The sequence below is a fragment of the Citrobacter sp. Cf132 genome, assembly GCF_030333885.1.
Taxonomy (GTDB): Bacteria; Pseudomonadota; Gammaproteobacteria; order Enterobacterales; family Enterobacteriaceae; genus Citrobacter; species Citrobacter freundii.
On sequence record NZ_JAOWFA010000055.1, the window covers coordinates 134,801 to 158,989 of the forward strand.

At 53.2% G+C, this 24,189-nt stretch carries 24 protein-coding genes; 19 read left to right on the top strand and 5 right to left on the bottom strand.

The genetic code is table 11. From position 1 onward, the window contains the following. Both ygjK and OGV85_RS13055 read left to right on the top strand, forming a co-directional pair. The gene (gene ygjK, locus OGV85_RS13050) at positions 1-2,352 is read left to right on the top strand and encodes an alpha-glucosidase (protein ID WP_061548110.1); all 2,352 of its coding nucleotides are present in this window, start codon (positions 1-3) and stop codon (positions 2,350-2,352) included. A gap of 228 nt (positions 2,353-2,580) precedes the next feature. After that, positions 2,581-4,599 carry an oxidoreductase gene (locus tag OGV85_RS13055; protein ID WP_032950275.1) on the top strand — a complete coding sequence of 673 codons (2,019 nt, stop codon included), beginning with the start codon at positions 2,581-2,583 and terminating at the stop codon, positions 4,597-4,599. A gap of 128 nt (positions 4,600-4,727) precedes the next feature. On the opposite strand, the gene rlmG is transcribed toward OGV85_RS13055, so the two are convergent. Next, positions 4,728-5,864: a 23S rRNA (guanine(1835)-N(2))-methyltransferase RlmG gene (gene rlmG / locus OGV85_RS13060; protein WP_003024789.1), complete on the bottom strand. Its 1,137-nt coding sequence runs from the start codon at positions 5,862-5,864 to the stop codon at positions 4,728-4,730. 84 nt (positions 5,865-5,948) lie between these two features. Here rlmG and OGV85_RS13065 point away from each other — a divergent pair, with 84 nt between their 5' ends. From OGV85_RS13065 to sstT, 4 genes are all read left to right on the top strand, one after another. Continuing rightward, entirely contained in the window at positions 5,949-6,449 is a 501-nt protein-coding gene (locus OGV85_RS13065) for a M48 metallopeptidase family protein (RefSeq protein WP_003024792.1), read from the top strand. A 72-nt stretch (positions 6,450-6,521) separates the two neighbouring features. Next, on the top strand, positions 6,522-7,520 hold the full coding sequence (locus OGV85_RS13070; RefSeq protein ID WP_003846207.1) for a Gfo/Idh/MocA family protein: 999 nt from the start codon (positions 6,522-6,524) through the stop codon (positions 7,518-7,520). A gap of 271 nt (positions 7,521-7,791) precedes the next feature. Continuing rightward, positions 7,792-8,760 carry a TerC family protein gene (locus OGV85_RS13075; RefSeq protein ID WP_003828551.1) on the top strand — a complete coding sequence of 323 codons (969 nt, stop codon included), beginning with the start codon at positions 7,792-7,794 and terminating at the stop codon, positions 8,758-8,760. A gap of 243 nt (positions 8,761-9,003) precedes the next feature. Continuing rightward, positions 9,004-10,248, top strand: coding sequence for a serine/threonine transporter SstT (gene sstT, locus OGV85_RS13080; RefSeq protein WP_032950278.1), 1,245 nt, complete (start codon positions 9,004-9,006; stop codon positions 10,246-10,248). A 16-nt stretch (positions 10,249-10,264) separates the two neighbouring features. On the opposite strand, the gene OGV85_RS13085 is transcribed toward sstT, so the two are convergent. The 3 genes from OGV85_RS13085 to uxaC all read right to left on the bottom strand — a co-directional run bounded on the left by OGV85_RS13085 (position 10,265) and on the right by uxaC (position 13,942). After that, the gene (locus OGV85_RS13085; protein ID WP_003024807.1) at positions 10,265-10,819 is read right to left on the bottom strand and encodes a YgjV family protein; all 555 of its coding nucleotides are present in this window, start codon (positions 10,817-10,819) and stop codon (positions 10,265-10,267) included. A gap of 207 nt (positions 10,820-11,026) precedes the next feature. Then, positions 11,027-12,514, bottom strand: a complete 1,488-nt coding sequence (locus OGV85_RS13090; protein ID WP_061548109.1) for a UxaA family hydrolase — start codon at positions 12,512-12,514, stop codon at positions 11,027-11,029. Positions 12,515-12,529: 15 nt separating this feature from the next. Further along, positions 12,530-13,942, bottom strand: a complete 1,413-nt coding sequence (gene uxaC / locus OGV85_RS13095; RefSeq protein WP_003024811.1) for a glucuronate isomerase — start codon at positions 13,940-13,942, stop codon at positions 12,530-12,532. Positions 13,943-14,411: 469 nt separating this feature from the next. On the opposite strand from uxaC, the gene OGV85_RS13100 reads away from it, so the two are divergent. From OGV85_RS13100 to OGV85_RS13150, 11 genes are all read left to right on the top strand, one after another. After that, a complete protein-coding gene (locus tag OGV85_RS13100) occupies positions 14,412-15,713 on the top strand; it encodes an MFS transporter (protein WP_003024814.1) in 1,302 nt (433 codons plus the stop codon). 134 nt (positions 15,714-15,847) lie between these two features. After that, entirely contained in the window at positions 15,848-16,624 is a 777-nt protein-coding gene (gene exuR / locus OGV85_RS13105) for a transcriptional regulator ExuR (protein ID WP_003024817.1), read from the top strand. A gap of 348 nt (positions 16,625-16,972) precedes the next feature. Then, positions 16,973-17,635, top strand: a complete 663-nt coding sequence (gene yqjA / locus OGV85_RS13110) for a DedA family general envelope maintenance protein YqjA (RefSeq protein WP_003024820.1) — start codon at positions 16,973-16,975, stop codon at positions 17,633-17,635. A gap of 18 nt (positions 17,636-17,653) precedes the next feature. After that, positions 17,654-18,022 (top strand): EnvZ/OmpR regulon moderator MzrA, encoded by a 369-nt coding sequence (mzrA, locus tag OGV85_RS13115; protein WP_162838710.1) that lies wholly within the window; start codon positions 17,654-17,656, stop codon positions 18,020-18,022. 148 nt (positions 18,023-18,170) lie between these two features. Next, complete coding sequence (locus OGV85_RS13120) at positions 18,171-18,539, top strand: DUF1090 domain-containing protein (protein ID WP_003024825.1); 369 nt, start codon at positions 18,171-18,173, stop codon at positions 18,537-18,539. Between the two features lie 33 nt (positions 18,540-18,572). After that, positions 18,573-18,878 carry an ElaB/YgaM/YqjD family protein gene (locus OGV85_RS13125; RefSeq protein ID WP_061548108.1) on the top strand — a complete coding sequence of 102 codons (306 nt, stop codon included), beginning with the start codon at positions 18,573-18,575 and terminating at the stop codon, positions 18,876-18,878. A 2-nt stretch (positions 18,879-18,880) separates the two neighbouring features. Next, on the top strand, positions 18,881-19,276 hold the full coding sequence (locus OGV85_RS13130; RefSeq protein ID WP_003024834.1) for a phage holin family protein: 396 nt from the start codon (positions 18,881-18,883) through the stop codon (positions 19,274-19,276). Further along, complete coding sequence (locus OGV85_RS13135) at positions 19,276-19,575, top strand: YqjK-like family protein (protein WP_003024845.1); 300 nt, start codon at positions 19,276-19,278, stop codon at positions 19,573-19,575. Before OGV85_RS13130 ends, OGV85_RS13135 begins: the two co-directional genes overlap by 1 nt. 174 nt (positions 19,576-19,749) lie before the next feature. After that, positions 19,750-20,142 carry a DoxX family protein gene (locus OGV85_RS13140; RefSeq protein WP_003024847.1) on the top strand — a complete coding sequence of 131 codons (393 nt, stop codon included), beginning with the start codon at positions 19,750-19,752 and terminating at the stop codon, positions 20,140-20,142. A 71-nt stretch (positions 20,143-20,213) separates the two neighbouring features. Continuing rightward, the gene (gene yqjG / locus OGV85_RS13145) at positions 20,214-21,200 is read left to right on the top strand and encodes a glutathionyl-hydroquinone reductase YqjG (RefSeq protein WP_032950281.1); all 987 of its coding nucleotides are present in this window, start codon (positions 20,214-20,216) and stop codon (positions 21,198-21,200) included. 667 nt (positions 21,201-21,867) lie between these two features. Beyond that, the gene (locus OGV85_RS13150; RefSeq protein WP_003024853.1) at positions 21,868-22,233 is read left to right on the top strand and encodes a DUF805 domain-containing protein; all 366 of its coding nucleotides are present in this window, start codon (positions 21,868-21,870) and stop codon (positions 22,231-22,233) included. A gap of 37 nt (positions 22,234-22,270) precedes the next feature. On the opposite strand, the gene yhaJ is transcribed toward OGV85_RS13150, so the two are convergent. Beyond that, positions 22,271-23,167, bottom strand: coding sequence for a DNA-binding transcriptional regulator YhaJ (yhaJ, locus tag OGV85_RS13155; protein WP_003024855.1), 897 nt, complete (start codon positions 23,165-23,167; stop codon positions 22,271-22,273). A 104-nt stretch (positions 23,168-23,271) separates the two neighbouring features. Between yhaJ and OGV85_RS13160 the strand changes: the two genes are divergently transcribed. Together OGV85_RS13160 and OGV85_RS13165 are read left to right on the top strand one after the other, a co-directional pair. Then, a complete protein-coding gene (locus tag OGV85_RS13160) occupies positions 23,272-23,973 on the top strand; it encodes a pirin family protein (protein ID WP_044700960.1) in 702 nt (233 codons plus the stop codon). Positions 23,974-23,999: 26 nt separating this feature from the next. After that, positions 24,000-24,149, top strand: coding sequence for a protein YhaL (locus tag OGV85_RS13165; RefSeq protein WP_164919136.1), 150 nt, complete (start codon positions 24,000-24,002; stop codon positions 24,147-24,149). Positions 24,150-24,189 lie beyond the last annotated feature (40 nt).

A 24,189-nucleotide genomic window follows, 5' to 3' on the forward strand; every position in this document is an offset into this window, starting at 1 on the left:
ATGAATATCAAACCTCTTCTTACGCCGCTGGCCTGCCTCCTGCTGATGAACGTCTCTGCACATGCCGCCAGCGTTAATGACTTCAAAAACATCATTAATCGCACCGGTGCGCCGGACTACATGCATGACTACGATCACGACGACCACCAGCGTTTTAATCCATTTTTCGACCTCGGCTCATGGCACGGGCATCTGTTGCCAGATGGCCCCGCAACAATGGGCGGCTTTCCTGGCGTCGCACTGCTGACCGAAGAGTACATCAACTTTATGGCCAATAATTTTGACCGGCTGACGGTGTATCAGCACGGTAAAAAGGTCGATTTTGCCCTCGAGGCTTACAGCATTCCCGGGGCGCTGGTACAGAAATTGTCATCAAAAGATGTACAGGTAGAGATGACGCTACGCTTCGCCAGTCCGCGCACTTCGCTGCTGGAAACCAAAATCACCAGCAACTCGCCGCTGGATCTGGTGTGGGACGGCGAACTGCTGGAAAAACTGGAGGCAAAAGAGGGAAAAGCCCTGTCGGATAAAACCATTGATGGCGAGTTCCCTGGCTATCAGCGCAAAATCACCGCCACGCACGACGGCCTGAAAGTCACCTTCGGCAAGGTGCGTTCAACCTGGGATCTGCTCACCTCCGGCGAGTCGGAGTATCAGGTGCATAAATCTGTCGCCATGAAAACCACGGTTAATGGTCATCGCTTCACGGGGAAGACCCATATCAACGGTTCGACGACGATTTACACCACCTGGTCTCATCTGCTTACCGCCGAAGATGTGGCAAAAGAGCAACCGCAGATCCGCGATATTCTGGCGCGTCCTTCTTCTTACATGCTCGCCTCGCAGCAGCGCTGGGACGACTATCTCAAGAAAGGCTTAAACAACCCTGACGCCACGCCAGAACAAACCCGAGTGGCGGTGAAGGCAATCGAAACGCTGAACGGTAACTGGCGCTCGCCGGGCGGCGCGGTAAAACACAATACCGTGACACCGTCGGTTACCGGCCGTTGGTTCTCCGGCAACCAGACCTGGCCGTGGGATACCTGGAAGCAGGCCTTCGCCATGGCGCACTTTAACCCGGAGATCGCCAAAGAGAACATTCGCGCCGTCTTTTCATGGCAGATTAAACCCGGCGATCCCGTTCGCCCGCAGGACGCCGGATTCATTCCCGACCTGATTGCCTGGAACCTTAGCCCCGAGCGCGACGGCGACGGCGGCAACTGGAACGAGCGTAACACCAAGCCAAGCCTGGCTGCCTGGTCGGTAATGGAAGTCTACAACGTCACCAAGGATAAGGCCTGGCTCGAAGAGATGTATCCAAAGCTGGTTGCATATCACGACTGGTGGCTGCGAAACCGCGATCATAACGGCAACGGCGTACCGGAATACGGCGCGACCCGCGATAAAGCCCACAATACCGACAGCGGTGAAATGCTGTTTACGGTGAAAAATGGCGACAAGGAAGAAACCCTTTCCGGACTGAAAAACTACGCCAACATCACCAGTAAAGGCCAGTATGACAGCCTCGAGATCCCAGCACAGGTTGCTGCTTCCTGGGAATCCGGGCGTGACGATGCGGCAGTCTTTGGTTTTATCGACAAAGAGCAACTGGATAAATACGTCGCTAACGGTGGGAAACGCAGCGACTGGGTGGTGAAATTTGCCGAAAACCGCAGTAACGACGGTAAGTTGCTGGGTTACTCGCTGCTGCAGGAATCGGTCGATCAGGCCAGCTATATGTACAGCGACAACCATTATCTGGCAGAGATGGCGACCCTGCTCGGTAAACACAAAGAAGCGCAGCGCTACCGCCAGCTGGCGCAAAAACTGGCGGATTACATCAATACCTGCATGTTCGACCCAGACACCCGATTCTTCTATGACGTGAGGATCGAAGATACCCCGTTGACCAACGGCTGTGCGGGTAAACCAATCGTCGAACGTGGCAAAGGGCCGGAAGGCTGGTCGCCGCTGTTTAACGGGGCGGCAACGCAGCCCCATGCGGATGCGGTGGTTAAGGTGATGCTCGATCCCAACGAGTTCAACACCTTTGTCCCACTTGGTACTGCAGCGCTGACCAACCCCGCCTTCGGCGCGGACATCTACTGGCGCGGGCGCGTCTGGGTGGATCAGTTCTGGTTTGGGCTAAAAGGGATGGAGCGTTATGGCTATCGCGATGAAGCGTTAAAACTGGCGGATACCTTCTTCAGCCACGCCAAAGGCCTTACAGCAGATGGTCCGATTCAGGAAAACTATAACCCATTGACCGGTGCGCAGCAGGGCGCGCCAAACTTCTCCTGGAGCGCGGCACATCTCTATATGCTGTACAACGATTTTCTTAAAAAACAGTAATCTGTGACATACCGCCGGATGGCGCTTCGTTTATCCGGTCTACAAAGACACATTTTCACAGGCCGGATTAGGTGCTTGCACCGATATCCGGCATATTCATTCTCTGGCCCCACTCCTTTTTTGAATCCCATCACAATCACGGCATTCCCCTTTTCCCTTTTACGCGGCGACGGCTAAATTAGAACTCATCCGACCACATAACAATAATTTTACATACTGGACACCTTTATGAGCTATCCGTCGCTGTTCGCCCCGCTCGATTTAGGCTTCACCACGCTTAAAAACCGCGTGCTGATGGGTTCAATGCATACCGGGCTGGAGGAGTATCCCGACGGTGCAGAACGACTGGCCGCGTTCTACGCCGAGCGCGCTCGTCACGGGGTCGCGTTAATTGTGAGCGGAGGCATTGCGCCTGCGCTTTCCGGCGTGGGGATGGAAGGCGGCGCGATGCTCAACGACAGCAGCCAGCTTGCACACCATCGCGTCATTACCGATGCCGTGCATGACGAAGGCGGCAAAATCGCCCTGCAAATCCTGCACACCGGGCGTTACAGCTACCAGCCGCATCTGGTAGCCCCATCTGCTATTCAGGCCCCCATTAACCGCTTTACGCCACATGAGCTGACGCACGATGAAGTGCTGCAGTTGATTGAAGATTTTGCCCATTGCGCCCAACTGGCGCGGGAAGCGGGCTACGATGGCGTAGAAGTGATGGGGTCGGAAGGGTATCTCATCAACGAATTCCTGACTCTGCGTACCAACCAGCGCGATGACCAATGGGGCGGTGAGTATGCCAACCGCATGCGTTTTGCCGTTGAGGTGGTGCGAGCGGTACGTCAGCGTGCCGGTAATGACTTTATAATTATATTCCGCCTGTCGATGCTCGATCTGGTAGAAAACGGCGGAACCTTCGACGAAACCGTCCAGCTGGCGCAGGCTATAGAAGCCGCCGGGGCCACCATTATTAACACCGGTATTGGCTGGCATGAGGCGCGTATTCCCACTATCGCTACCCCAGTACCGCGCGGCGCGTTTAGTTGGGTGACGCGTAAGTTGAAAGGGCATGTGACAATCCCACTGGTCACCACCAACCGCATTAACGATCCCCGGGTCGCCGATGACATTCTAGCCCGTGGCGATGCCGATATGGTGTCGATGGCCCGTCCGTTCCTCGCCGATGCCGAACTGCTGTCAAAAGCGCAAACCGGACGAGCGGATGAGATTAACACTTGTATCGGCTGTAACCAGGCCTGTCTGGATCAGATCTTTGTCGGCAAAGTCACCTCTTGCCTGGTGAATCCGCGCGCATGCCATGAAACCAAAATGCCGATCGTTGCGGCAGCTGTGCCGAAGAATCTGGCGGTTGTCGGTGCGGGTCCTGCGGGCCTCGCCTTCGCCATTAATGCCGCCGCACGCGGACATCACGTCACGCTGTTTGACGCACATGGCGAAATTGGCGGGCAGTTTAATATCGCCAAACAGATCCCCGGCAAAGAAGAATTCTATGAAACCCTGCGCTACTACCGCCGGATGATCGACGTGACTGGCGTGACCCTGAAGCTGAATCATTTTGTCAGCGCACACGATCTGCACACTTTCGACGAAGTGATCCTTGCCAGCGGGATCGAGCCACGTATGCCGCCGATCGAGGGGATCGAACATCCAAAAGTGCTGAGCTATCTCGACGTTCTGCGCGATAAAACGCCAGTGGGCAAACGCGTAGCGATCGTTGGCTGCGGCGGGATTGGTTTCGATACAGCCATGTATCTGAGTCAACCCGGTGAAGCCACCAGCCAGAACATTGCGGAGTTCTGCGTGGAATGGGGGATCGACACCAGCCTGCAACAGCCTGGCGGCTTACGCCCGGAAGGTCCGCACTTATCCCGCAGCCCGCGCCAGATAGTGATGTTGCAGCGCAAAGCCAGCAAACCGGGGCAAAGTTTAGGTAAAACGACGGGCTGGATCCATCGCGCCACCCTGCTCTCACGCGGCGTGAAAATGATCCCGGCAGTCAGCTACCAGAAGATTGATGATGATGGGTTACACGTCGTGTTGAACGGCGAACCGGTGATCTTTAACGTGGATAACGTGGTGATTTGCGCCGGACAAGAGCCACGCCGTGAACTGGTCGATCCGCTGCACGCGGCAGGTAAAACGGTGCATCTGATCGGCGGCTGCGATGTGGCGATGGAACTGGATGCCCGACGCGCTATTGCGCAGGGGACCCGCTTAGCGCTGGAGATTTAACACGTTGTATCCCGTAGGTCGGATAAGACAACTGCGCACATCTTTGCCTGATGGCGCTACGCTTATCAGGCCTACGATGCAGCTCGTGTAGGCCGGATAAGGCGTTAGCCGCTATCCGGCACAAGGGCTTAACGACGGCGACCGGTTTTGACCGCTTTTAGCACCACGAATTTATTATTGGTGGCGATGGTTACGCAGTTGCCGAAAATCTTCTTCAACTTGTGGAAGTAGTCGAGGTGACGGTTAGCCACAATGTACAGCTCACCGTTGATTTTCAGGCAGCGGCGGGCGTGGTGGAACATCTCCCAGGCGATATTATCGGTCAGCGCATGCTTCTGGTGGAACGGAGGGTTGCAGAACACCGCGTTGAAGCGGAACGGTTCTACGCCGGAGAGCGCGTTATTAATCATAAATTCGCTGCGATCCAGCGCGTCCGGCAGGTTGGTTTCCACGTTCAGACGGCTGGAAGCGACCGCCATCGGTGATTCATCAACAAACACCACGCTGGCTTCTGGGTTCTTCGCCAGCAGCGTCATGCCCAGCACGCCGTTACCGCAGCCGAGATCGACAATCTCGCCTTCCAGGTTTTCCGGCAGATGCTCCATAAAGAAACGTGCGCCGATGTCCAGCCCGGTACGGGAGAAGACGTTGGCATGGTTGTGGATGGTCCAGTCGGTGCCTTCCAGCTTCCAGCTCAGGGTCTGGGCGGTATCGGCCAGCGCCGGTTTGGTAAAGGTGCCGTTGATCAGGCGCGCCTTTTTCCATGCCAGCGTGGTGGTGGTTGGTCCCAGCACTTTCTCAAACAGCTCCAGCGTAGAGGTGTGGATATCACGCGCTTTTGCACCGGCGATGATACGCGTCTGCGGCGTGACCACTTCACGCAGGGCGCGCAGTTGCTGCTCCAGCAGCGCCATGGTTTTTGGCAGCTTAATCAGCACCACGCCCGGCGCCTGCGGATAGTCAGCGGTACTGTCGAGGAACTTGACGCTCGACTCGGCAATATCGTTGTGACGCAGGTTCTCACGTGTGGCAAGCTCGCTGAGATAGGAGTCGCCAATGCTGTACGGCGTATGTTCCGCCAGCGCACAGCCCAGCGCACCGAAGGTATCATTCAGGATCAGCACCGGGCCGCTAATCTCGGTATCGTCCAGCTGTTGCAGCAGATATTCATCTGCAGCTTCCCACGCCAGCAGCGGGTTAACGTCATCCGTTTCCGGGAAACGTTTAAGTGACAGCGAACGGAAACCGTTGTCTATGTGGCTCATCGGCCCTCCTGAATGGTAAAATTTCGGCGTATCCCTGAAAAGGGTGCGTGAGTATACACTTTTTATACTTTATATGGGGCACTAATGAGTCAGTTGATCTATCTGCAAGGATATCCGGAGAATTTACTTTCTCAGGTGAGAACGCTGATTGCTGAGCAACGCCTGGGCGCAGTGCTGGAGAAGCGCTATCCGGGTACGCATGACTTCGCGACCGACAAAGCGCTCTGGCAATATACTCAGGATCTGAAAAATCAGTTTCTGCGTAACGCCCCGCCGCTGAATAAAGTCATGTATGACAGCAAGATCCACGTTCTGAAGAATGCGCTGGGACTGCATACCGCCGTTTCTCGCGTGCAGGGCGGAAAGCTCAAAGCTAAAGCGGAGATCCGCGTGGCGACCGTTTTTCGCAATGCCCCCGAACCCTTTTTGCGTATGATTGTCGTTCATGAACTGGCGCATCTGAAAGAAAAAGAGCACGACAAAGCGTTTTACCAGCTGTGCTGTCATATGGAGCCTCAGTATCACCAACTGGAGTTCGATACCCGCCTGTGGTTAACGCAACAATCGTTAAAGCAAACTGCGTAGTCGCGCACTGGCTTTGTCTTCAGGGCATGCTAAATTGACGAAAGAATCCCTTTTCGCAGCCTGAAGGCCTTTATGATACGTTTCGCAGTAATTGGCACAAACTGGATCACCCGCCAGTTTGTCGATGCCGCCCATGAAACCGGCAAGTATAAGTTAACCGCAGTCTATTCTCGTAGCCTTGAGCAGGCACAGACCTTCGCCAACGATTACCCCGTCGAGCATCTGTTTACTTCGCTGGAAGCGATGGCGCAAAGCGAGGCGATCGACGCCGTCTACATCGCCAGTCCAAACTCCCTGCACTTCCCGCAGACCGAGCTGTTTTTGCGGCACAAAAAGCATGTTATTTGCGAAAAGCCACTGGCCTCCAACCTGGCGCAAGCCGAAGCCGCTATCGCCTGCGCGCGTGAAAACCAGGTCGTGCTGTTTGAAGCGTTTAAAACCGCCAGCCTGCCTAACTTCCTGCTGTTACAGCAATCGCTCCCAAAAGTTGGAAAAATCAGGAAGGCATTTATCAATTACTGCCAGTACTCCTCGCGTTACCAGCGCTATCTGGATGGTGAAAATCCGAACACGTTTAATCCGGCGTTCTCCAATGGCTCGATTATGGATATCGGTTTTTACTGCCTGGCCTCGGCGGTTGCGCTGTGGGGCGAACCACAGAGCGTTCAGGCCAGCGCCAGCCTGCTGGAAAGCGGCGTGGATGCTCACGGTGTGGTGGTGCTGAATTACGGTGATTTCAGCGTTACGCTCCAGCACTCAAAAGTAAGCGACTCGGTATTAGCCAGTGAAATTCAGGGCGAGTCGGGATCGCTGGTCATCGAGCATATTTCCGAATGCCAAAAGGTGTGCTTCGTTCCACGCGGGGGGAAAACGCAGGATCTGACGACGCCTCAACACATCAATACTATGCTGTATGAGGCAGAGGCTTTTGCCCATTTGGTTGAATCCGGCGAAGTGGATCACCCGGCACTGGCCGTCAGCCGTATCACCGCTAAACTGCAAACGGAGATTCGCCGCCAGACCGGCGTGGTTTTCCCGGCAGACGAAACGGTAACCTCGCTGACTGCGTAAAAGTGTGTAAATGGAATGTTGCAGGCCATTGACTGAATGCATGGCCTGTAATATTTTGTAACCCGCAAAGGGGAGTAACTTCGTTGTCGGTTGATCGTCATTACGATGTGTGAAAAACCACATCCGGTCACCGGGCGATAACAAAGGAATACGCCATCGTATTCCTTTGTTGTTGTAAGTGAGACCTTGCCGAATGGCAAGGTCTATGCATAAAAAGCAGCGGCTAACGTCATTCGGCGTTGGCCGTTTTTTTTATGCATGGGGAAATACAATGAATACTGTCGGCACACCGTTGTTATGGGGTGGCTTCGCTGTCGTAGTGGTAATTATGCTGGCCATCGACCTGCTGTTGCAGGGTCGTCGTGGCGCACATACGATGTCGATGAAACAGGCTGCGGCCTGGTCAATCGTCTGGGTAACGCTGTCGCTACTGTTTAACGCCGCCTTCTGGTGGTACCTGGCGGAAACCCAGGGCCGCGCCGTTGCCGATCCACAGGCACTGGCGTTCCTGACCGGCTATCTGATCGAAAAATCGCTGGCAGTAGATAACGTCTTTGTCTGGTTGATGCTCTTCAGCTACTTCTCAGTGCCGCCTGCGTTGCAGCGCCGGGTATTGGTGTATGGCGTGCTGGGAGCAATTGTTCTGCGTACGATCATGATCTTCGCCGGCAGCTGGCTTATCACCCAGTTTGAGTGGCTGCTGTACGTGTTCGGCGCGTTCCTGCTGTTTACCGGCGTGAAGATGGCGCTGGCGAAAGAAGATGCCTCCGGTATCGGCGACAGACCGTTAGTACGCTGGTTGCGCGGCCATTTGCGCATGACCGATACCATCGAAGATGAAAAATTCTTCGTGCGTAAAAACGGTCTGCTGTTTGTCACGCCGCTGATGTTGGTGTTGATTCTGGTTGAGCTGAGCGACGTGATTTTCGCCGTCGACAGTATTCCGGCTATCTTTGCCGTTACCACCGACCCGTTCATCGTGCTGACCTCGAACCTGTTTGCTATTTTGGGGCTGCGTGCAATGTACTTCCTGCTGGCGGGCGTGGCGGAGCGTTTCTCGATGCTGAAGTACGGCTTGTCGGTCATTCTGGTGTTTATCGGTATCAAGATGCTGATTGTCGATTTCTACCATATCCCGATCGCTATCTCGTTAGGCGTGGTATTTGGCATTCTGTTTGTGACGCTGATTGTTAACGCATGGGTCAACCACCAGCACGATAAAAAGCAGCAAATACAGTAAGTTTCATCTGCTAGCTGAAAAGCCCGGCAGCACACTGCGTGCGTCGGGCTTTTTGTTGATCATGTCAAAACAATGTTAATTCAAAGTTATAAAATATAATCTCAGCGGGGAATCCAGGATATTTCTCTTCCCGAAGCTTTATCTTTCCTTATACTCAACCACGCAAACACTTTGTTACATCCAGAAAGATGCGTCGTAAGAGCGCACGATGGATGAGCAACAACACAATGAAAGGATCACGACATGACTACGCAACGTTCATCGGGGCTACTCTCGCGTTTGGCGCAAGGGAGCCTGGTTAAACAAATTTTGATCGGTTTGGTACTGGGGATTTTACTGGCACTGGTGTCAAAACCTGCGGCAGAAGCCGTTGGTTTACTGGGTACGCTGTTCGTCGGCGCATTAAAAGCTGTCGCACCAATTCTGGTTCTGATGCTGGTCATGGCCTCTATCGCCAACCACCAGCACGGGCAAAAAACCAATATCCGCCCCATTCTGTTCCTTTACCTGCTCGGAACATTTTCAGCGGCATTAGCCGCCGTTGTCTTCAGCTTTGCTTTCCCATCAACACTGCATCTTTCCAGCAGCGCCAGCGATATTGTGCCACCGTCCGGCATCGTTGAAGTAATGCGTAGCCTGCTGATGAGCATGGTTTCTAACCCAATTGATGCCCTGCTTAACGCTAACTATATCGGTATTCTGGTCTGGGCCGTTGGTCTGGGCTTTGCACTGCGCCACGGTAATGAAACGACCAAAAATCTGGTCAATGATATGTCCAACGCCGTCACCTTTATGGTAAAGCTGGTGATTCGTTTCGCGCCAATCGGTATCTTTGGTCTGGTCTCATCCACGCTGGCAACCACCGGTTTCGCAACGCTTTGGGGCTACGCCCAACTGCTGACCGTACTGGTAGGCTGTATGCTGCTGGTGGCGTTTGTGGTCAACCCACTGCTGGTCTTCTGGAAAATTCGCCGTAACCCGTATCCGCTGGTGCTGGCCTGTCTGCGCGAAAGCGGCGTGTACGCTTTCTTTACCCGCAGTTCTGCCGCCAACATTCCGGTGAATATGGCGCTATGTGAGAAGCTGAATCTGGATCGTGATACCTACTCGGTATCTATCCCGCTGGGCGCCACCATCAATATGGCGGGTGCGGCGATCACCATTACCGTGCTGACGCTGGCGGCGGTGAATACGCTGGGTATTCCGGTCGATTTACCGACGGCGCTGTTACTGAGCGTGGTGGCTTCGCTTTGCGCCTGTGGCGCATCTGGCGTGGCGGGTGGATCTCTGCTGCTGATCCCACTGGCGTGTAATATGTTCGGTATCCCGAATGATATCGCCATGCAGGTAGTTGCCGTCGGCTTTATCATCGGCGTATTGCAGGATTCCTGTGAAACGGCGCTGAACTCTTCTACAGATGTCTTGTTTACCGCGGCAGCCTGCCAGGCTGAAGACGAGCGTCTGGCAAACAACGCCCTGCGCGGCTAATCCCTGCGCCCCTCCGTTATCGGGCGGAGGGGCTCTTTTCTTGTACGCTTTTTTCAATTTTGAACGGGTCAATTCCGCGTTTTTGCATCCGCCGGAAGCGAATAATGTTCAGGCCATTCATCACCAGAAAACTCCCTTCGATCATCGTCCCGCCAATCGATCCCAGCCAGAAATTATGGATAACCCAACAGGCGGTTGCGCACCACATTACGCAACGCACGGTTAACCCTTTGCAGCGAAACAGCGCCCAGGTGCTGGCCAGCGTGCCAATTATCGGTAACAGCTCCATCGCATGCTGTAATTTCGCCAGACCGAGAACCAGGGTGAGGATAATAAAAACGGTCATCACCCACAGTTTGCGGGTATGCATTGAGACAAGTGTGCGGATGGTGTTGAGTTCTGCGCTCATTCCCGCGGGCCAGGCGCCCATCAGAAAAAAATGCACGCCAATGGTGGCGCTATAGACAGCAAGTTGCAGCCGGAAGCGGCGCTCATCGCGATTGAAAAAGGTGGTAATGCCGATCAGAAAGGCGATGACACCTACGCCCTGGGCCAGCCAATACGCGGTCATGAATGATCCTTGTCAGGTAATGCAAAAACAAACGGCGCTCCATATTATGAAACGCCGTTTTTAGATTCCACCATAAACAAACTTACCCAAAAGATTTTGTGCTACAGCAAGGTGGCAAGTTCGCACATCCCCGAGAGCTTACATGAGTAGGTGACCGGGGTGGGCGAACGCAGCCAACACAGCTGTGGTGCAAAAGATGAAGGGTAATTACAACGTTACGCCGCTTTTAAAGATAGCCAGTTCCCGGAAATCGTTGCGCTCGTTGCAGGTTTGCTTACCGTTGGCGAACTCAACGATCGTATCGACAAACTCGCTCAGCAGTTGAGGCATCGCTTTACCGTGGATCAACTGTCCAGCGTCAAAATCGATCCAGTGCTTTTTCTTCGCTGCCAGCTCGCTGTTGGTGGCAATTTTCACCGTCGGTACAAAACCACCGTACGGCGTACCGCGACCGGTGCTGAACAGCACCATATGGCAGCCCGCGCCCGCCAGCGCGCTGGTCGCCACCGCATCGTTACCTGGTGCGCTCAGCAGGTTCAGGCCGTGGGTTTTCAGACGCTCGCCGTAGCGCAGCACGTCAACCACCTGGCTGGAGCCCGCTTTTTGCGTACAACCCAGCGATTTATCTTCCAGCGTGGTGATACCGCCCGCTTTGTTGCCCGGCGATGGGTTCTCGTAGATCGGCTGGTCGTGGGCAATGAAATACTGCTTGAAGTCATTGACCATGGTGACCAGCTTGCCAAACGTTTCTTCATCGCGGCAGTGGTCCATCAGCAGCTGCTCGGCGCCGAACATTTCCGGCACTTCGGTCAGCACTGTAGTTCCGCCGTTAGCAATCACGTAGTCGGAGAAACGGCCCAGCATCGGGTTGGCGGTAATACCGGAGAGGCCGTCAGAGCCGCCGCATTCCAGACCAAACTTCAGCTCGCCCAGCTTACCTGGTTCACGCTTATCGTTACGCATCACGTTGTACAGTTGGTGAAGATGTTCAATCCCCGCTTCCACTTCGTCTTCCTGATGTTGGCAGACCATGAAGTGAACGCGATCAGGATCGTACTCGCCTAAGGTTTCGCGGAAGGCATCCACCTGATTGTTTTCACAGCCCAGACCAACCACCAGCACCGCACCCGCATTCGGGTGACGCACCATGTTTTGCAGCATGGTGCGGGTATTAATGTGGTCGTCGCCGAGCTGTGAACAGCCGTAGGTGTGGCTGAAGAGATGCACGCCGTCGATTCCTTCGGCGTCGTTAGTCTCTTTCAGAAAACGGTTCTGCATCTGGCGCGCCATGGCATTAACGCAGCCTACCGTCGGTAGGATCCACAGTTCGTTGCGCACGCCAACATCGCCGTTGGCACGACGGTAGATCTGCACATCGCGATCCGCCGGTTGTGCAACTTCCGCCTGAAAATCAGGTTGGTAGCGATACGTATCCAGGTCGCTCAGATTGGTACGCGTGTTGTGAGCATGAATATGCTCACCCGCCGCAACATCCACCAGCGCATGGCCAATTGGCAAACCGTATTTAATGACGTTTTCGCCTTTCGCAATATCGCATAAGGCGAATTTATGGCCACGAGAGACCGCCTGACGCAGGATTACCGCCTGCCCATCAACGGTGACTTCGTTTCCTTCAGCCAAATCAGCAAGCGCAACCGCGACGTTATCCAGCGCATGGATCTTGATGTATTGCATACCTTCACCCAGGCCTTAGTTCAGTTCAATGGCGAAATAATCGCGCGCATTGTTGAAGCAAATATTTCTGACCATTTCACCCAGCAGCTGGATATCTGCCGGTGCTTCACCTGCAGCAACCCAACGGCCAATCATCTGGCACAGAATACGACGGAAGTATTCATGGCGCGTGTATGACAGGAAGCTACGGCTATCGGTCAGCATGCCGACGAAACGGCTCAGCAAACCGAGCTGGGCCAGCTGCGTCATCTGACGTTCCATCCCGTCTTTCTGATCGTTGAACCACCAGCCGGAACCGAACTGCATTTTGCCCGGCATACCTTCGCCCTGGAAGTTACCGATCATGGTGCCCAGCACTTCGTTATCGCGCGGGTTCAGGCAGTACAGAATGGTTTTCGGCAGCAGGTTTTGCTCGTTCTGCTTGCTCAGCAGTTTGGACAGTTCTTCGGCCATCGGACGATCATTGATGGAGTCGAAGCCGACGTCCGCGCCGAGCAGTTTGAACTGACGCAGGTTGTTATTACGCAGCGCGCCGATGTGGTACTGCTGTACCCATTCGCGACGGGCGTATTCAGCGCCGAGGAACACCAGAACGGCGGTTTTGAACTGCGCCACTTCATGTTCACTCAGGGTTTCACCCGCCAGGCGACGCGCCAGAATGCTATCCAGTTCAGATTCGTTAGATTCGGCAAACAGCACCACGTCCAGCGCGTGGTCAGAGACTTTACAGCCGTGCGCTGCGAAGTGATCAAGACGTTTGGTCAGTGCAGCTTGCAGGTCGCTGAAGCGGCGGATATCCGTGTCAGACACTTCACCGAGCTTCGCCATGTAGTCATTAAAGGTCGCCAGCTCAATGTTAAAGGCTTTATCCGGACGCCAGCTCGGCAGCACTTTCACATCAAAGCTTCCGTCTTTAGCAACGGCCGCATGGTGCTCCAGAGAGTCGATCGGATCATCGGTAGTGCCGACCATTTTCACATTCATCTGCTGCATGATTCCGCGCGCGGAGAATTTGTCCTGCGCCAGCAGCTCATTGCACTGGTTCCAGATTTCGTCAGCCGTTGCCGGAGACAGCAGCTTACCTGTAATACCAAACGGACGACGTAATTCGAGGTGGGTCCAGTGGTACAGCGGGTTACCGATAGTGTGCGGAACCGTGGCGGCCCATGCGTCAAACTTCTCGCGATCGGACGCATCGCCGGTACACAAGCGCTCAGCGACGCCATTGGTACGCATCGCACGCCATTTGTAGTGATCACCCTTCAGCCAGATGTCATACAGGTTATTAAAACGGTAGTTTTCAGCGATTTGTTGCGGTGGTAAATGGCAGTGGTAATCGAAAATCGGCTGGTCTTTGGCGTAATCATGGTACAGACGGCGGGCAAATTCGGTGTCCAGCAGGAAATCTTCAGTCATAAACGGGGTCATTATCGTCTTCCTCTCAACGAGTGCGTCAGATTGCTTATGTTTTGATGTTGACAAAGTTATCACACCAATTTCTATACGCTGAAGATATTTTCGTGAGTTAGATCAACAAATGGTGACAAAAAAATTACTCTCAAAGAGGTAAATCACGCGTCAAGCCGCGCCAGTTCTGGCTTTGCTGAATCGAAATAATGACCACACGAAGATTCACACTTTTGTGATGGCACTCACCTTTTAAAGCTGTATGACAAGTTATCTTTTGGCCGTCGCGATACATAAGCCGACGGAATGCAAATTACCGATGGATATCCATCGGATTGACCGGTACGGAAACCGAATTAGCACAATTATTGACATGGCAAAGTTCGGGGAGTACCGGCTTTTTTTCGGTCCCCCCTCGTAAAAGAACATCCCGCCCTGAACTGGAAGATGACCGCTCGTTCGCGGACATAACAAAACGATGAGGTTTTACATGCGTAAAATTAAAGGGTTACGTTGGTACATGATTGCACTGGTGACACTTGGCACCGTGCTGGGTTACCTGACACGTAACACTGTGGCGGCAGCTGCGCCAACTCTGATGGAAGAGTTACACATCTCCACTCAACAGTATTCCTATATCATCGCAGCGTATTCTGCTGCTTACACCGTAATGCAACCCGTTGCCGGCTACGTGCTCGATGTGCTCGGCACAAAAGTGGGTTATGCGATGTTCGCCGTTCTGTGGGCCGTCTTCTGTGGCGCGACCGCACTGGCTGGCAGTTGGGGTGGACTGGCACTGGCGCGTGGCGCGGTAGGTGCCGCTGAAGCCGCAATGATCCCTGCGGGTCTGAAAGCCAGTTCTGAATGGTTCCCGGCAAAAGAGCGTTCAATTGCCGTAGGTTACTTTAACGTCGGCTCTTCTATCGGCGCGATGATTGCTCCACCGCTGGTGGTCTGGGCCATCGTCATGCACAGCTGGCAGATGGCATTCATTATTTCCGGTGCGCTGAGCTTCATCTGGGCGATGTGCTGGCTTGTTTTCTACAAACACCCGCGCGACCAGAAAAAACTGTCTGATGAAGAACGTGATTACATTCTGAATGGTCAGGAATCACAGCATAAAAACGCGACCTCGAAAAAAATGTCGCTCGGTCAGATCCTGCGTAACCGCCAGTTCTGGGGCATCGCGCTGCCGCGTTTCCTGGCAGAACCGGCATGGGGGACCTTCAACGCCTGGATCCCGCTGTTCATGTTTAAAGTCTACGGCTTTAACCTGAAAGAAATTGCGATGTTTGCCTGGATGCCGATGCTGTTTGCTGACCTGGGCTGTATCGTTGGGGGTTACTTACCGCCGCTGTTCCAGCGCTGGTTCGGCGTTAACCTGATCGTTTCACGTAAAATGGTCGTCACCATGGGTGCATTGCTGATGATTGGCCCAGGGATGATTGGTCTGTTCACCAGCCCATACATTGCTATCGCCCTGCTGTGCGTCGGTGGCTTTGCTCACCAGGCGCTGTCCGGTGCGCTGATCACACTCTCTTCTGACGTGTTTGGTCGTAATGAAGTGGCAACGGCGAACGGTCTGACCGGTATGTCCGCCTGGCTTGCAAGTACGCTGTTTGCGCTGGTCGTCGGCGCACTGGCTGACACCATCGGCTTTAGCCCACTGTTTGCCGTACTGGCGGTATTCGACCTCCTCGGCGCGTTAGTCATCTGGACAGTATTGCAGAACAAATCGGCCAGCGAGGTAGAGTCAGAGTCGCAAACTGGCGATCCCGCTGCGCAAAGTTAACCGGACAAGATTTAACAAGGTTTTGTCATGCTAAGCCGCCAGTTATCTGGCGGCTTTTTTGACGTCGCGAGTGGAGCCGTAATCGTAAAAGTGGTATAACAAATAGAGTCTGCCGTATCATGCCTGGAGCGCATATGGAAATCACTGAACCACGACGTTTGTACCAACAACTTGCCGCTGATCTGAAAGAACGCATTGAGCAGGGCGTCTATCTGGTGGGTGAAAAACTCCCCGCAGAGCGCTTTATCGCCGATGAAAAAAATGTCAGCCGTACCGTGGTTCGTGAAGCGATTATCATGCTCGAAGTTGAGGGCTATGTAGAAGTGCGCAAAGGTTCTGGCATTCATGTCATTTCGAACCAGGCCCGTCACCAGCAGGCCACCGACGAATCGCTTGAATTCGCCAATTATGGTCCTTTCGAGCTGCTTCAGGCTCGTCAGTTAATTGAAAGCAATATCGCTGAATTTGCTGCTACGCAGGTTACCAAGCAAGACATCATGAAACTGATGGACATTCAAGAGCATGCGCGGAATGAAAAATGCTTCCGCGATTCCGAATGGGATCTGCAGTTTCATATTCAGGTCGCGCTAGCCACGCAGAACTCAGCGCTGGCCGCCATCGTGGAAAAAATGTGGACCCAGCGCAGCCACAACCCGTACTGGAAAAAACTGCACGAGCATATCGACGCACGTACCGTCGATAACTGGTGTGATGACCATGATCAAATTCTCAAAGCACTGATCCGTAAAGATCCCAATGCGGCAAAATTGGCGATGTGGCAGCACCTGGAGAATACCAAAATCATGTTATTCAACGAGACCAGCGATGATTTTGAGTTCAACGCCGATCGTTATCTTTTTGCAGAAAATCCGGTCGTTCATCTCGATACGGCAGTTAACAGCGCTAAATAAGCAATCTTTTCGATGCAGGCGCGACAAAGCGCCTGTTTCTCCTGCTTGGTAAGCATTAGGTATAAAGTGTCAGCCTGTGTAAATCCTCTCGCCTCCCTCCATTGCGATAAGCAAAATCACAGTTCAACAACCGTAATTTCTATAACGGACAACGTTGACCTTTGTTACAATTAGATGCTATTTGAATTTTTGTGTTTGAGAGCTTGCTTACTTCACAACTTTACAGGGAATAGTTCAGGCCGTGAATTTGTGTCAGACCGCGATCCATGTAAAAAACACCAATAAAATTGCGGCGTTACAAACTCCAGAAAACCGGCATGACGACAACCGATTCTCCAGGAATATTGAATGGAACTACTGACTCAATTACTGAATGCTTTATGGGCTCAGGATTTTGAAACGCTGGCCAATCCTTCCATGATTGGCATGCTCTATTTCGTACTATTTACCATTTTGTTTCTGGAAAACGGACTGCTGCCAGCGGCCTTTTTACCTGGCGACAGTCTACTGGTGCTGGTCGGCGTACTTATCGCCAAAGGCGCGATGGGTTTCCCGCAAACGGTACTGCTGCTCACTACTGCAGCCAGCCTGGGTTGCTGGCTTAGCTATATCCAGGGGCGATGGCTGGGGAATACCCGCACAGTACAAAACTGGCTATCTCATCTGCCCGCGCATTACCATCAGCGCGCGCATCATCTGTTCCATAAGCATGGCTTGTCTGCGCTGCTGGTCGGTCGCTTCATCGCGTTTGTCAGAACATTACTGCCGACCATCGCAGGATTGTCCGGCCTGAACAATGCGCGCTTTCAGTTCTTCAACTGGATGAGTGGACTGCTTTGGGTTTTGATTCTCACAACGCTTGGTTATCTGCTGGGCAAAACGCCGGTGTTTCTCAAGTATGAAGATCAGCTGATGTCTTGTCTGATGCTGCTTCCTGTGGTGTTACTGGTGTTTGGTCTGGCAGGTTCACTGGTTGTTCTTTGGAAGAAGAAATACGGGAACCGAGGGTAAATTATGCTGAAATCATGCATAACGCTCCGACGACTTGCCTGGTCCACCACTTTTATGTTGTTCATTGGCGCGTTGCTCCTGACCTGGTCTGTCATTCGCCAGCAGGAATCAACGCTTGCCATTCGTGCCGTAAACCAGGGAGCCAGCATGCCTGATGGCTTCTCTATCTGGCATCACCTGGATGCCAACGGCATTCGTTTTAAAAGCATCACTCCGCAAAATGACGCACTGCTGATTACCTTTGATTCCAGCGCGCAGAGCGCAGCGGCAAAGGTCGTACTTGATCGAACGTTACCGCACGGTTTCGTTATCGCTCAGCAGGATGATGATAATCAGGCGGTGCAGTGGTTATCCCGCTTACGTGATACTCCACACCGCTTTGGTTAATTTCCAGGAATCTGAATTAGATCACTCACTTTGGTGATTTCACCGTTTAGCGCCTATGATTAATAAACTGGGCTTATGACCCAACGTTTTATTATTCTGGAGCATCGACCCTAAACGACGAGGTCGAATCACAATGGAAGGTTCAAGAATGAAATACCGCATCGCTTTGGCAATTAGCCTTTTCGCTCTAAGTGCCGGCAGCTACGCCAACACCCTCTGTCAGGAAAAAGAACAAGACATTCAGCGGGAGATTAGCTATGCCGAAAAACACAATAATCAGAGCCGCATCAATGGGCTGAACAAAGCGCTGAGCGAAGTCAGGGCAAACTGTACTGACAGCAAACTGCGCGCCAACCATCAGAAAAAAATCGCCGAGCAGAAAAATGAGATTGCCGAGCGTCAACGTGACTTAGCCGAAGCTAAGCAAAAAGGCGATGCGGATAAGGTAGCTAAGCGCGAACACAAGCTTGCTGAAGCTCAGAAAGAGCTAAAAGAACTCGAGACCCGCGATTACTAAGTACGGTAACTAGCCACTCAACTGGAGAAAACTATGTCGAAAGATAATGCTACGGAAAACCTGCGCGCTGAGCTGAAATCTCTTGCGGATACGCTTGAAGAAGTACTTAGCTCTTCTGGCGATAAGTCGAAGGAAGAGATGAGTAGAATTCGCAGCAAAGCCGAACATGCGCTGCGCGAGAGCCGCCATCGTCTGAGTGAAACCAGCGATGTGATTGCCAAACAGACCCGTGAGGCCGCGGCTAAAGCCGATAACTACGTGCGCGAAAACCCATGGACAGGCGTCGGCATTGGCGCTGCAGTCGGTGTGGTGCTTGGTGTACTGCTGTCGCGCCGTTAACAATGGCTGATTCTCAACACGCACAAGGTCCAGGCAAAGGCGTACTGGGTATTGGACAGCGGATCCTGACGATTCTCGTTGAGATCGTAGAGACGCGGCTGCGGCTGGCCGTCGTTGAGCTGGAAGAGGAAAAAGCCAACCTCATCCAGATCCTGCTGATGCTTGGGCTGACTATGCTGTTCGCGGCGTTTGGCCTGATGAGCCTGATGGTACTTATCATCTGGGCCATTGACCCTCAATACCGCCTGAACGCCATGATTGCCACCACCGTAGTGCTGTTGCTGTTAGCGCTGATTGGCGGGATATGGACGCTGCGTAAAGCGCGTAAAACAACGCTGCTACGCCATACGCGCAATGAACTCGCGAACGACAGGCGGGCTCTGGAGGATGACGCATAATGAGCAGTAAAGTCGAACGTCAACAACGTAAGGCGCAACTGCTTGGACAGATCCAGCAGCAACGGCTGGATCTGTCTGCTACTCGCCGCGACTGGCTGGAAGCCACCGAGGTCTACGATCGTGGCTGGAAGACGCTGTTGAACCTGCGCGGCTGGGTGTTAGTCGGGAGCAGTATTATGGCGGTTCGCACCATCCGTAACCCAAATCTGCTGGTACGCTGGGCCAAACGCGGCTTTAGCGTCTGGAGCATCTGGCGTCTGGTGAAATCGACCATCAGGCAGCAGCAGTTGCGCGGCTAATCCCCCTACTCCCACCTAACCTCAAATTTTTTGATAATTTCTGACAGTTTTCCTTGCTAACAATTGTCACTAAGCACGTTTATGATTCTCTCCATCGACAGCAACGACGCGCTCTGCAGCGCCGATGCACAAAAAAACACAATAAGCCGCCTGAGTGGTTTCCTGGAGAGTATGATGAAGAAATTAGAAGATGTTGGTGTACTGGTAGCGCGCATTCTGATGCCAATCCTGTTTATTACCGCAGGTTGGGGAAAAATCACCGGATATGCAGGTACCCAACAGTACATGGAAGCCATGGGCGTCCCTGGATTTATGCTGCCGCTGGTGATTCTGCTTGAGTTTGGCGGCGGCCTGGCAATTCTGTTCGGTTTCCTGACCCGTACTACCGCGCTGTTCACCGCAGGCTTCACGCTGCTGACGGCGTTCCTCTTCCACAGTAACTTTGCGGAAGGTGTGAACTCTCTGATGTTTATGAAAAACCTGACCATCGCAGGCGGCTTCCTGCTGCTGGCTATCACCGGTCCGGGCGCATTCAGTATTGACCGCGTACTGAATAAAAAGTGGTAAGCAAACTATACTGAACACATCAAAAAGCGAGGAGATATCTCCTCGCTTTTGCTATCTGAGGAGACGATAAAATGGGACAACTGATTGACGGCGTCTGGCATGACACCTGGTACGATACCAAATCAACCGGTGGGAAATTTCAACGTTCTGCATCGGCTTTCCGTAACTGGCTCACCGCAGATGGCACGCCTGGCCAGACCGGTGAAGGTGGCTTTGCTGCCGAAAAAGACCGTTATCATCTGTACGTTTCTCTGGCCTGTCCGTGGGCACATCGCACACTGATTTTGCGTAAACTTAAAGGGCTGGAACCGTTTATTTCCGTTTCCGTTGTGCATCCGCTAATGCTGGAAAACGGCTGGACCTTTGACGACAACTTCCCAGCGGCAACCGGCGATACCCTGTATCAGCACGAATTTCTTTATCAGCTCTATTTACACGCCGATCCGCACTACAGCGGTCGGGTGACCGTTCCGGTACTGTGGGACAAAAAAAACCACACTATTGTCAGCAACGAATCTGCAGAAATCATCCGCATGTTTAACACTGCGTTTGATGCGCTGGGTGCGAAAGCCGGGGATTACTATCCACCTGCCCTGCAAAGCAAAATCGACGAGCTGAACGGCTGGATTTATGACAACGTCAATAACGGCGTGTATAAAGCGGGATTTGCCACCAGCCAGGAAGCCTACGACGATGCCGTGGAAAAAGTCTTTCAATCTCTGGCACGACTGGAGCAGATCCTGGGTCAGCATCGCTTCCTGACCGGTGACCAGCTAACTGAGGCCGATATTCGCCTGTGGACCACGCTGGTGCGCTTTGATCCGGTTTATGTCACCCACTTCAAGTGCGACAAGCACCGCATCAGTGATTACCTGAATCTGTACGGTTTTCTGCGCGATATCTACCAGATGCCGGGCATTGCGGAGACCGTCAACTTTGACCATATCCGTCATCACTACTTCCGTAGCCACAAAACAATCAACCCGACCGGTATTATTTCAATCGGCCCGTGGCAGGATCTCAGCGAACCTCATGGGCGTGACGAGCGTTTCGCCTGATTTACACTGGCCTCCGTTTGGGTAATGCTGTTCAGTTAACGCCTCAGTTTCGAAAGGCATCAACATGTGCTGGCGGAGGTAATGAATATGCTATTTCAGGGAAAGGGTTCCGTTCACCTCATGTTCATCGTTTCTCTGAAGCACCGATTCCTGTGAACGTGTAAAGGGCGTTCTCCGCCACGCCCTTTACAATCCCGGCTCCCGGCAGGAAAATTGTTGCTGTGCAATACCCTCCGCTTATTCCTCCAGGCTACCGGGTCGGGCGCGAGGAAACGTCCCTGTAAAACGCGCCCTGAACCCGCATCCATGCGGGCAGAGGGGACGGCCTGCATGGACGCAGGCTCGGCCCCGACCCGACAGGCAGACGGAATAAGACGAATACATCGCGCAGCGACGATTTTCCCGCCGGGAGCCTGGGTTGCAAGGGAGGCGGCGGTGAGCCTCCCTTGCCCGTTCACGGGTATAAAGATATCAGAGAAGCAACGCACATGAGGTGAACGGAACCCTGAGCAAGAATCACATGTTCACCATACATGCTTAACTGATCGGCATTGCCCGTTTGGAGGCCAAATAATTAACAACACAAATATTTACCAGCATTCCATTCGCAGCTATTCTTAATTTGATTGCTTTAAAAACAAGTAATTGAACGCAGAACGAGGCAAAAATGGATTGGTATTTAAACGTATTAAAGAATTACTTTGGTTTTGGTGGTCGCGCGCGTCGTAAAGAATACTGGATGTTTGTGCTGGTCAACATCATCTTCACGTTCGTGCTGGGCATTCTGGACAGAATGCTTGGCTGGGAACGCGCCGGAGGAGAAGGCATATTAACGACGATTTACGGGGTTCTGGTCTTTATCCCGTGGTGGGCGGTACAGTTTCGGCGTTTACATGACACGGATCGTTCAGCCTGGTGGCTGCTGGTGCTGCTGATCCCGATCGTCGGCTGGTTGGTGATCATCATTTTCAACTGTCAAAACGGCACTCCGGGGAGTAACCGCTTCGGCGCTGACCCCAAACAGTTGTCCTGAATTTAAATACGCCCCTTCCGTTGGAGGGGCGTATTTCTTATTTACCCGCAAACAGCTTGGGAATTTCTCGCAGACACCAGGATTTCGCCTCGCCCATGCTGTCACGACGCCAGGCCATAATAATATCTATCTCGCTTGTCGATTCCGGACTAACGACCCGCAGTCGACCAGCTGCAATATCCTCTTCCACCAGCGGGTACGGCATTGTCGCTACGCCCAATCCGGCCAACAGCGCCTGACGTTTATCTTCTATCGTACTCACCGTCAGACGCGGCTGTTTATCCAGCAGTTGAACGGTCAGCACCGGACGTTCACGTGCGGTATCCGCCACAGCGATCCCACGGTATTTCACACGGGTGACTTCCGATAACGGTTCCGGCTCCTGGTGGATAGGATGATCCGGTGCCGCCACATACACGTTCATCAGCGAGTACAGCTTGCGCGAGTTGATTTCGGAAGATGAGCGAAAATGCATATCCGGCGCAATCACGATATCCGCCCGCCCCTGCTCAAGACGCTCCCACGCCCCGGCCAGAACTTCGGTAATAACGGAAAGCTGGGTATTGGCCTTCCCGGCCAGTCTGTCGATCAGCGGGAAAAACGCCGCCGTTGGCACCAGTGCTTCGGTAACGATAGTCAAATGCGTTTCCCATCCGCGAGCCAGCGCTTCGGCATCGGTAGTCAGTTTATCCGCAGCTTCCAGCAGTACGCGCCCACGCTCCAGCAGCATACGCCCGACGTTAGTGAATTTTGTGCGGTGGCCTGAACGGTCAAACAGCACTACGTCCAGCTCTTCCTCCAGCTTCTGCATGGTATAGCTAAGTGCGGAAGGCACGCGCCCCAGTTCGTCTGCGGCGGCGGCAAAGCTGCCGCGCCTGTCTATTGCGTCCATGACGCGTAACGCCTCAAGCGTTAAAGCCCTTTCTTTAGCCATCTCGTTCTCATTCAGGAAATTTGAACATACCGGGCAGAATATCTGGCTAACAATGCAGCGTCTAGCCATTTAACATAAAAGGAAGTAAAGAGAGGTCAAGAACTATGATTACTACCCGTACAGCCAAACAATGCGGGCAAGCAGACTACGGCTGGCTGCAGGCCCGTTATACCTTCTCCTTTGGACACTATTTTGATCCTAAACTGCTGGGTTATGCCTCGCTGCGTGTTCTGAACCAGGAAGTTCTGGCACCGGGGGCCTCTTTCCAGCCGCGGACCTATCCGAAGGTGGATATCGTCAATCTGATCCTTGAAGGGGAAGCAGAGTACCGAGACAGCGAAGGCAACCATATCAAGGCCAAAGCAGGCGAAGTTTTACTGCTCGCGACACAGCCCGGGATTAGCTATAGCGAACACAATATCAGCAAAGACAAACCGTTAACGCGGATGCAGCTCTGGCTGGACGCCTGCCCGCAGCGTGAAAACGCCTGCGTACAGAAAGCCACGCTGGGTACCGGTAAGCATCAGCTGCTGGCCTCGCCGGACGGTGAACAAGGCAGCCTGCATCTGCGTCAACAGGTATGGGTGCACCACGTTGAACTGCAGCAAGGTGAATCGCTGAGTTTTCAGTTACATGGGCCACGCGCTTATTTACAGTCGATTCACGGCAGATTCCATGCGGTGACGGCTGGCGCCGAAAAAGAAGCGCTCACCTGTGGCGATGGGGCATTTATTCGTGACGAAACTAACATAACGTTAGTCGCCGATACCCCGCTGCGCGCTTTGCTGATAGATTTGCCCGTATAGTCAGGGAAAACAATGGAGTACGACTATTGAGCAAGAAATCATCAAAAAAACGCCAGCCGCAGGTTGAGCTGAAAAAACGGGAAACAGTTGCCTTCGGCTATGAAGAAATGCTGACAGAGCTGGAAGCGATTGTGGCCGATGCCGAGCTACGGCTGGAAGACGAAGAAGCCGCCTGAAAAGGCGGCTTAGACTTATGCCGGGTGGCGGCAACGCCTT

Bases quoted from the DNA above. Each gene is read 5' to 3' on its own strand.
- ygjK (WP_061548110.1), top strand. From the start codon at position 1: ATGAATATCAAACCTCTTCTTACGCCGCTGGCCTGCCTCCTGCTGATG.
- OGV85_RS13055 (WP_032950275.1), top strand. From the start codon at position 2,581: ATGAGCTATCCGTCGCTGTTCGCCCCGCTCGATTTAGGCTTCACCACG.
- rlmG (WP_003024789.1), bottom strand. From the start codon at position 5,864: ATGAGCCACATAGACAACGGTTTCCGTTCGCTGTCACTTAAACGTTTC.
- OGV85_RS13065 (WP_003024792.1), top strand. From the start codon at position 5,949: ATGAGTCAGTTGATCTATCTGCAAGGATATCCGGAGAATTTACTTTCT.
- OGV85_RS13070 (WP_003846207.1), top strand. From the start codon at position 6,522: ATGATACGTTTCGCAGTAATTGGCACAAACTGGATCACCCGCCAGTTT.
- OGV85_RS13075 (WP_003828551.1), top strand. From the start codon at position 7,792: ATGAATACTGTCGGCACACCGTTGTTATGGGGTGGCTTCGCTGTCGTA.
- sstT (WP_032950278.1), top strand. From the start codon at position 9,004: ATGACTACGCAACGTTCATCGGGGCTACTCTCGCGTTTGGCGCAAGGG.
- OGV85_RS13085 (WP_003024807.1), bottom strand. From the start codon at position 10,819: ATGACCGCGTATTGGCTGGCCCAGGGCGTAGGTGTCATCGCCTTTCTG.
- OGV85_RS13090 (WP_061548109.1), bottom strand. From the start codon at position 12,514: ATGCAATACATCAAGATCCATGCGCTGGATAACGTCGCGGTTGCGCTT.
- uxaC (WP_003024811.1), bottom strand. From the start codon at position 13,942: ATGACCCCGTTTATGACTGAAGATTTCCTGCTGGACACCGAATTTGCC.
- OGV85_RS13100 (WP_003024814.1), top strand. From the start codon at position 14,412: ATGCGTAAAATTAAAGGGTTACGTTGGTACATGATTGCACTGGTGACA.
- exuR (WP_003024817.1), top strand. From the start codon at position 15,848: ATGGAAATCACTGAACCACGACGTTTGTACCAACAACTTGCCGCTGAT.
- yqjA (WP_003024820.1), top strand. From the start codon at position 16,973: ATGGAACTACTGACTCAATTACTGAATGCTTTATGGGCTCAGGATTTT.
- OGV85_RS13120 (WP_003024825.1), top strand. From the start codon at position 18,171: ATGAAATACCGCATCGCTTTGGCAATTAGCCTTTTCGCTCTAAGTGCC.
- OGV85_RS13125 (WP_061548108.1), top strand. From the start codon at position 18,573: ATGTCGAAAGATAATGCTACGGAAAACCTGCGCGCTGAGCTGAAATCT.
- OGV85_RS13130 (WP_003024834.1), top strand. From the start codon at position 18,881: ATGGCTGATTCTCAACACGCACAAGGTCCAGGCAAAGGCGTACTGGGT.
- OGV85_RS13135 (WP_003024845.1), top strand. From the start codon at position 19,276: ATGAGCAGTAAAGTCGAACGTCAACAACGTAAGGCGCAACTGCTTGGA.
- OGV85_RS13140 (WP_003024847.1), top strand. From the start codon at position 19,750: ATGAAGAAATTAGAAGATGTTGGTGTACTGGTAGCGCGCATTCTGATG.
- yqjG (WP_032950281.1), top strand. From the start codon at position 20,214: ATGGGACAACTGATTGACGGCGTCTGGCATGACACCTGGTACGATACC.
- OGV85_RS13150 (WP_003024853.1), top strand. From the start codon at position 21,868: ATGGATTGGTATTTAAACGTATTAAAGAATTACTTTGGTTTTGGTGGT.
- yhaJ (WP_003024855.1), bottom strand. From the start codon at position 23,167: ATGGCTAAAGAAAGGGCTTTAACGCTTGAGGCGTTACGCGTCATGGAC.
- OGV85_RS13160 (WP_044700960.1), top strand. From the start codon at position 23,272: ATGATTACTACCCGTACAGCCAAACAATGCGGGCAAGCAGACTACGGC.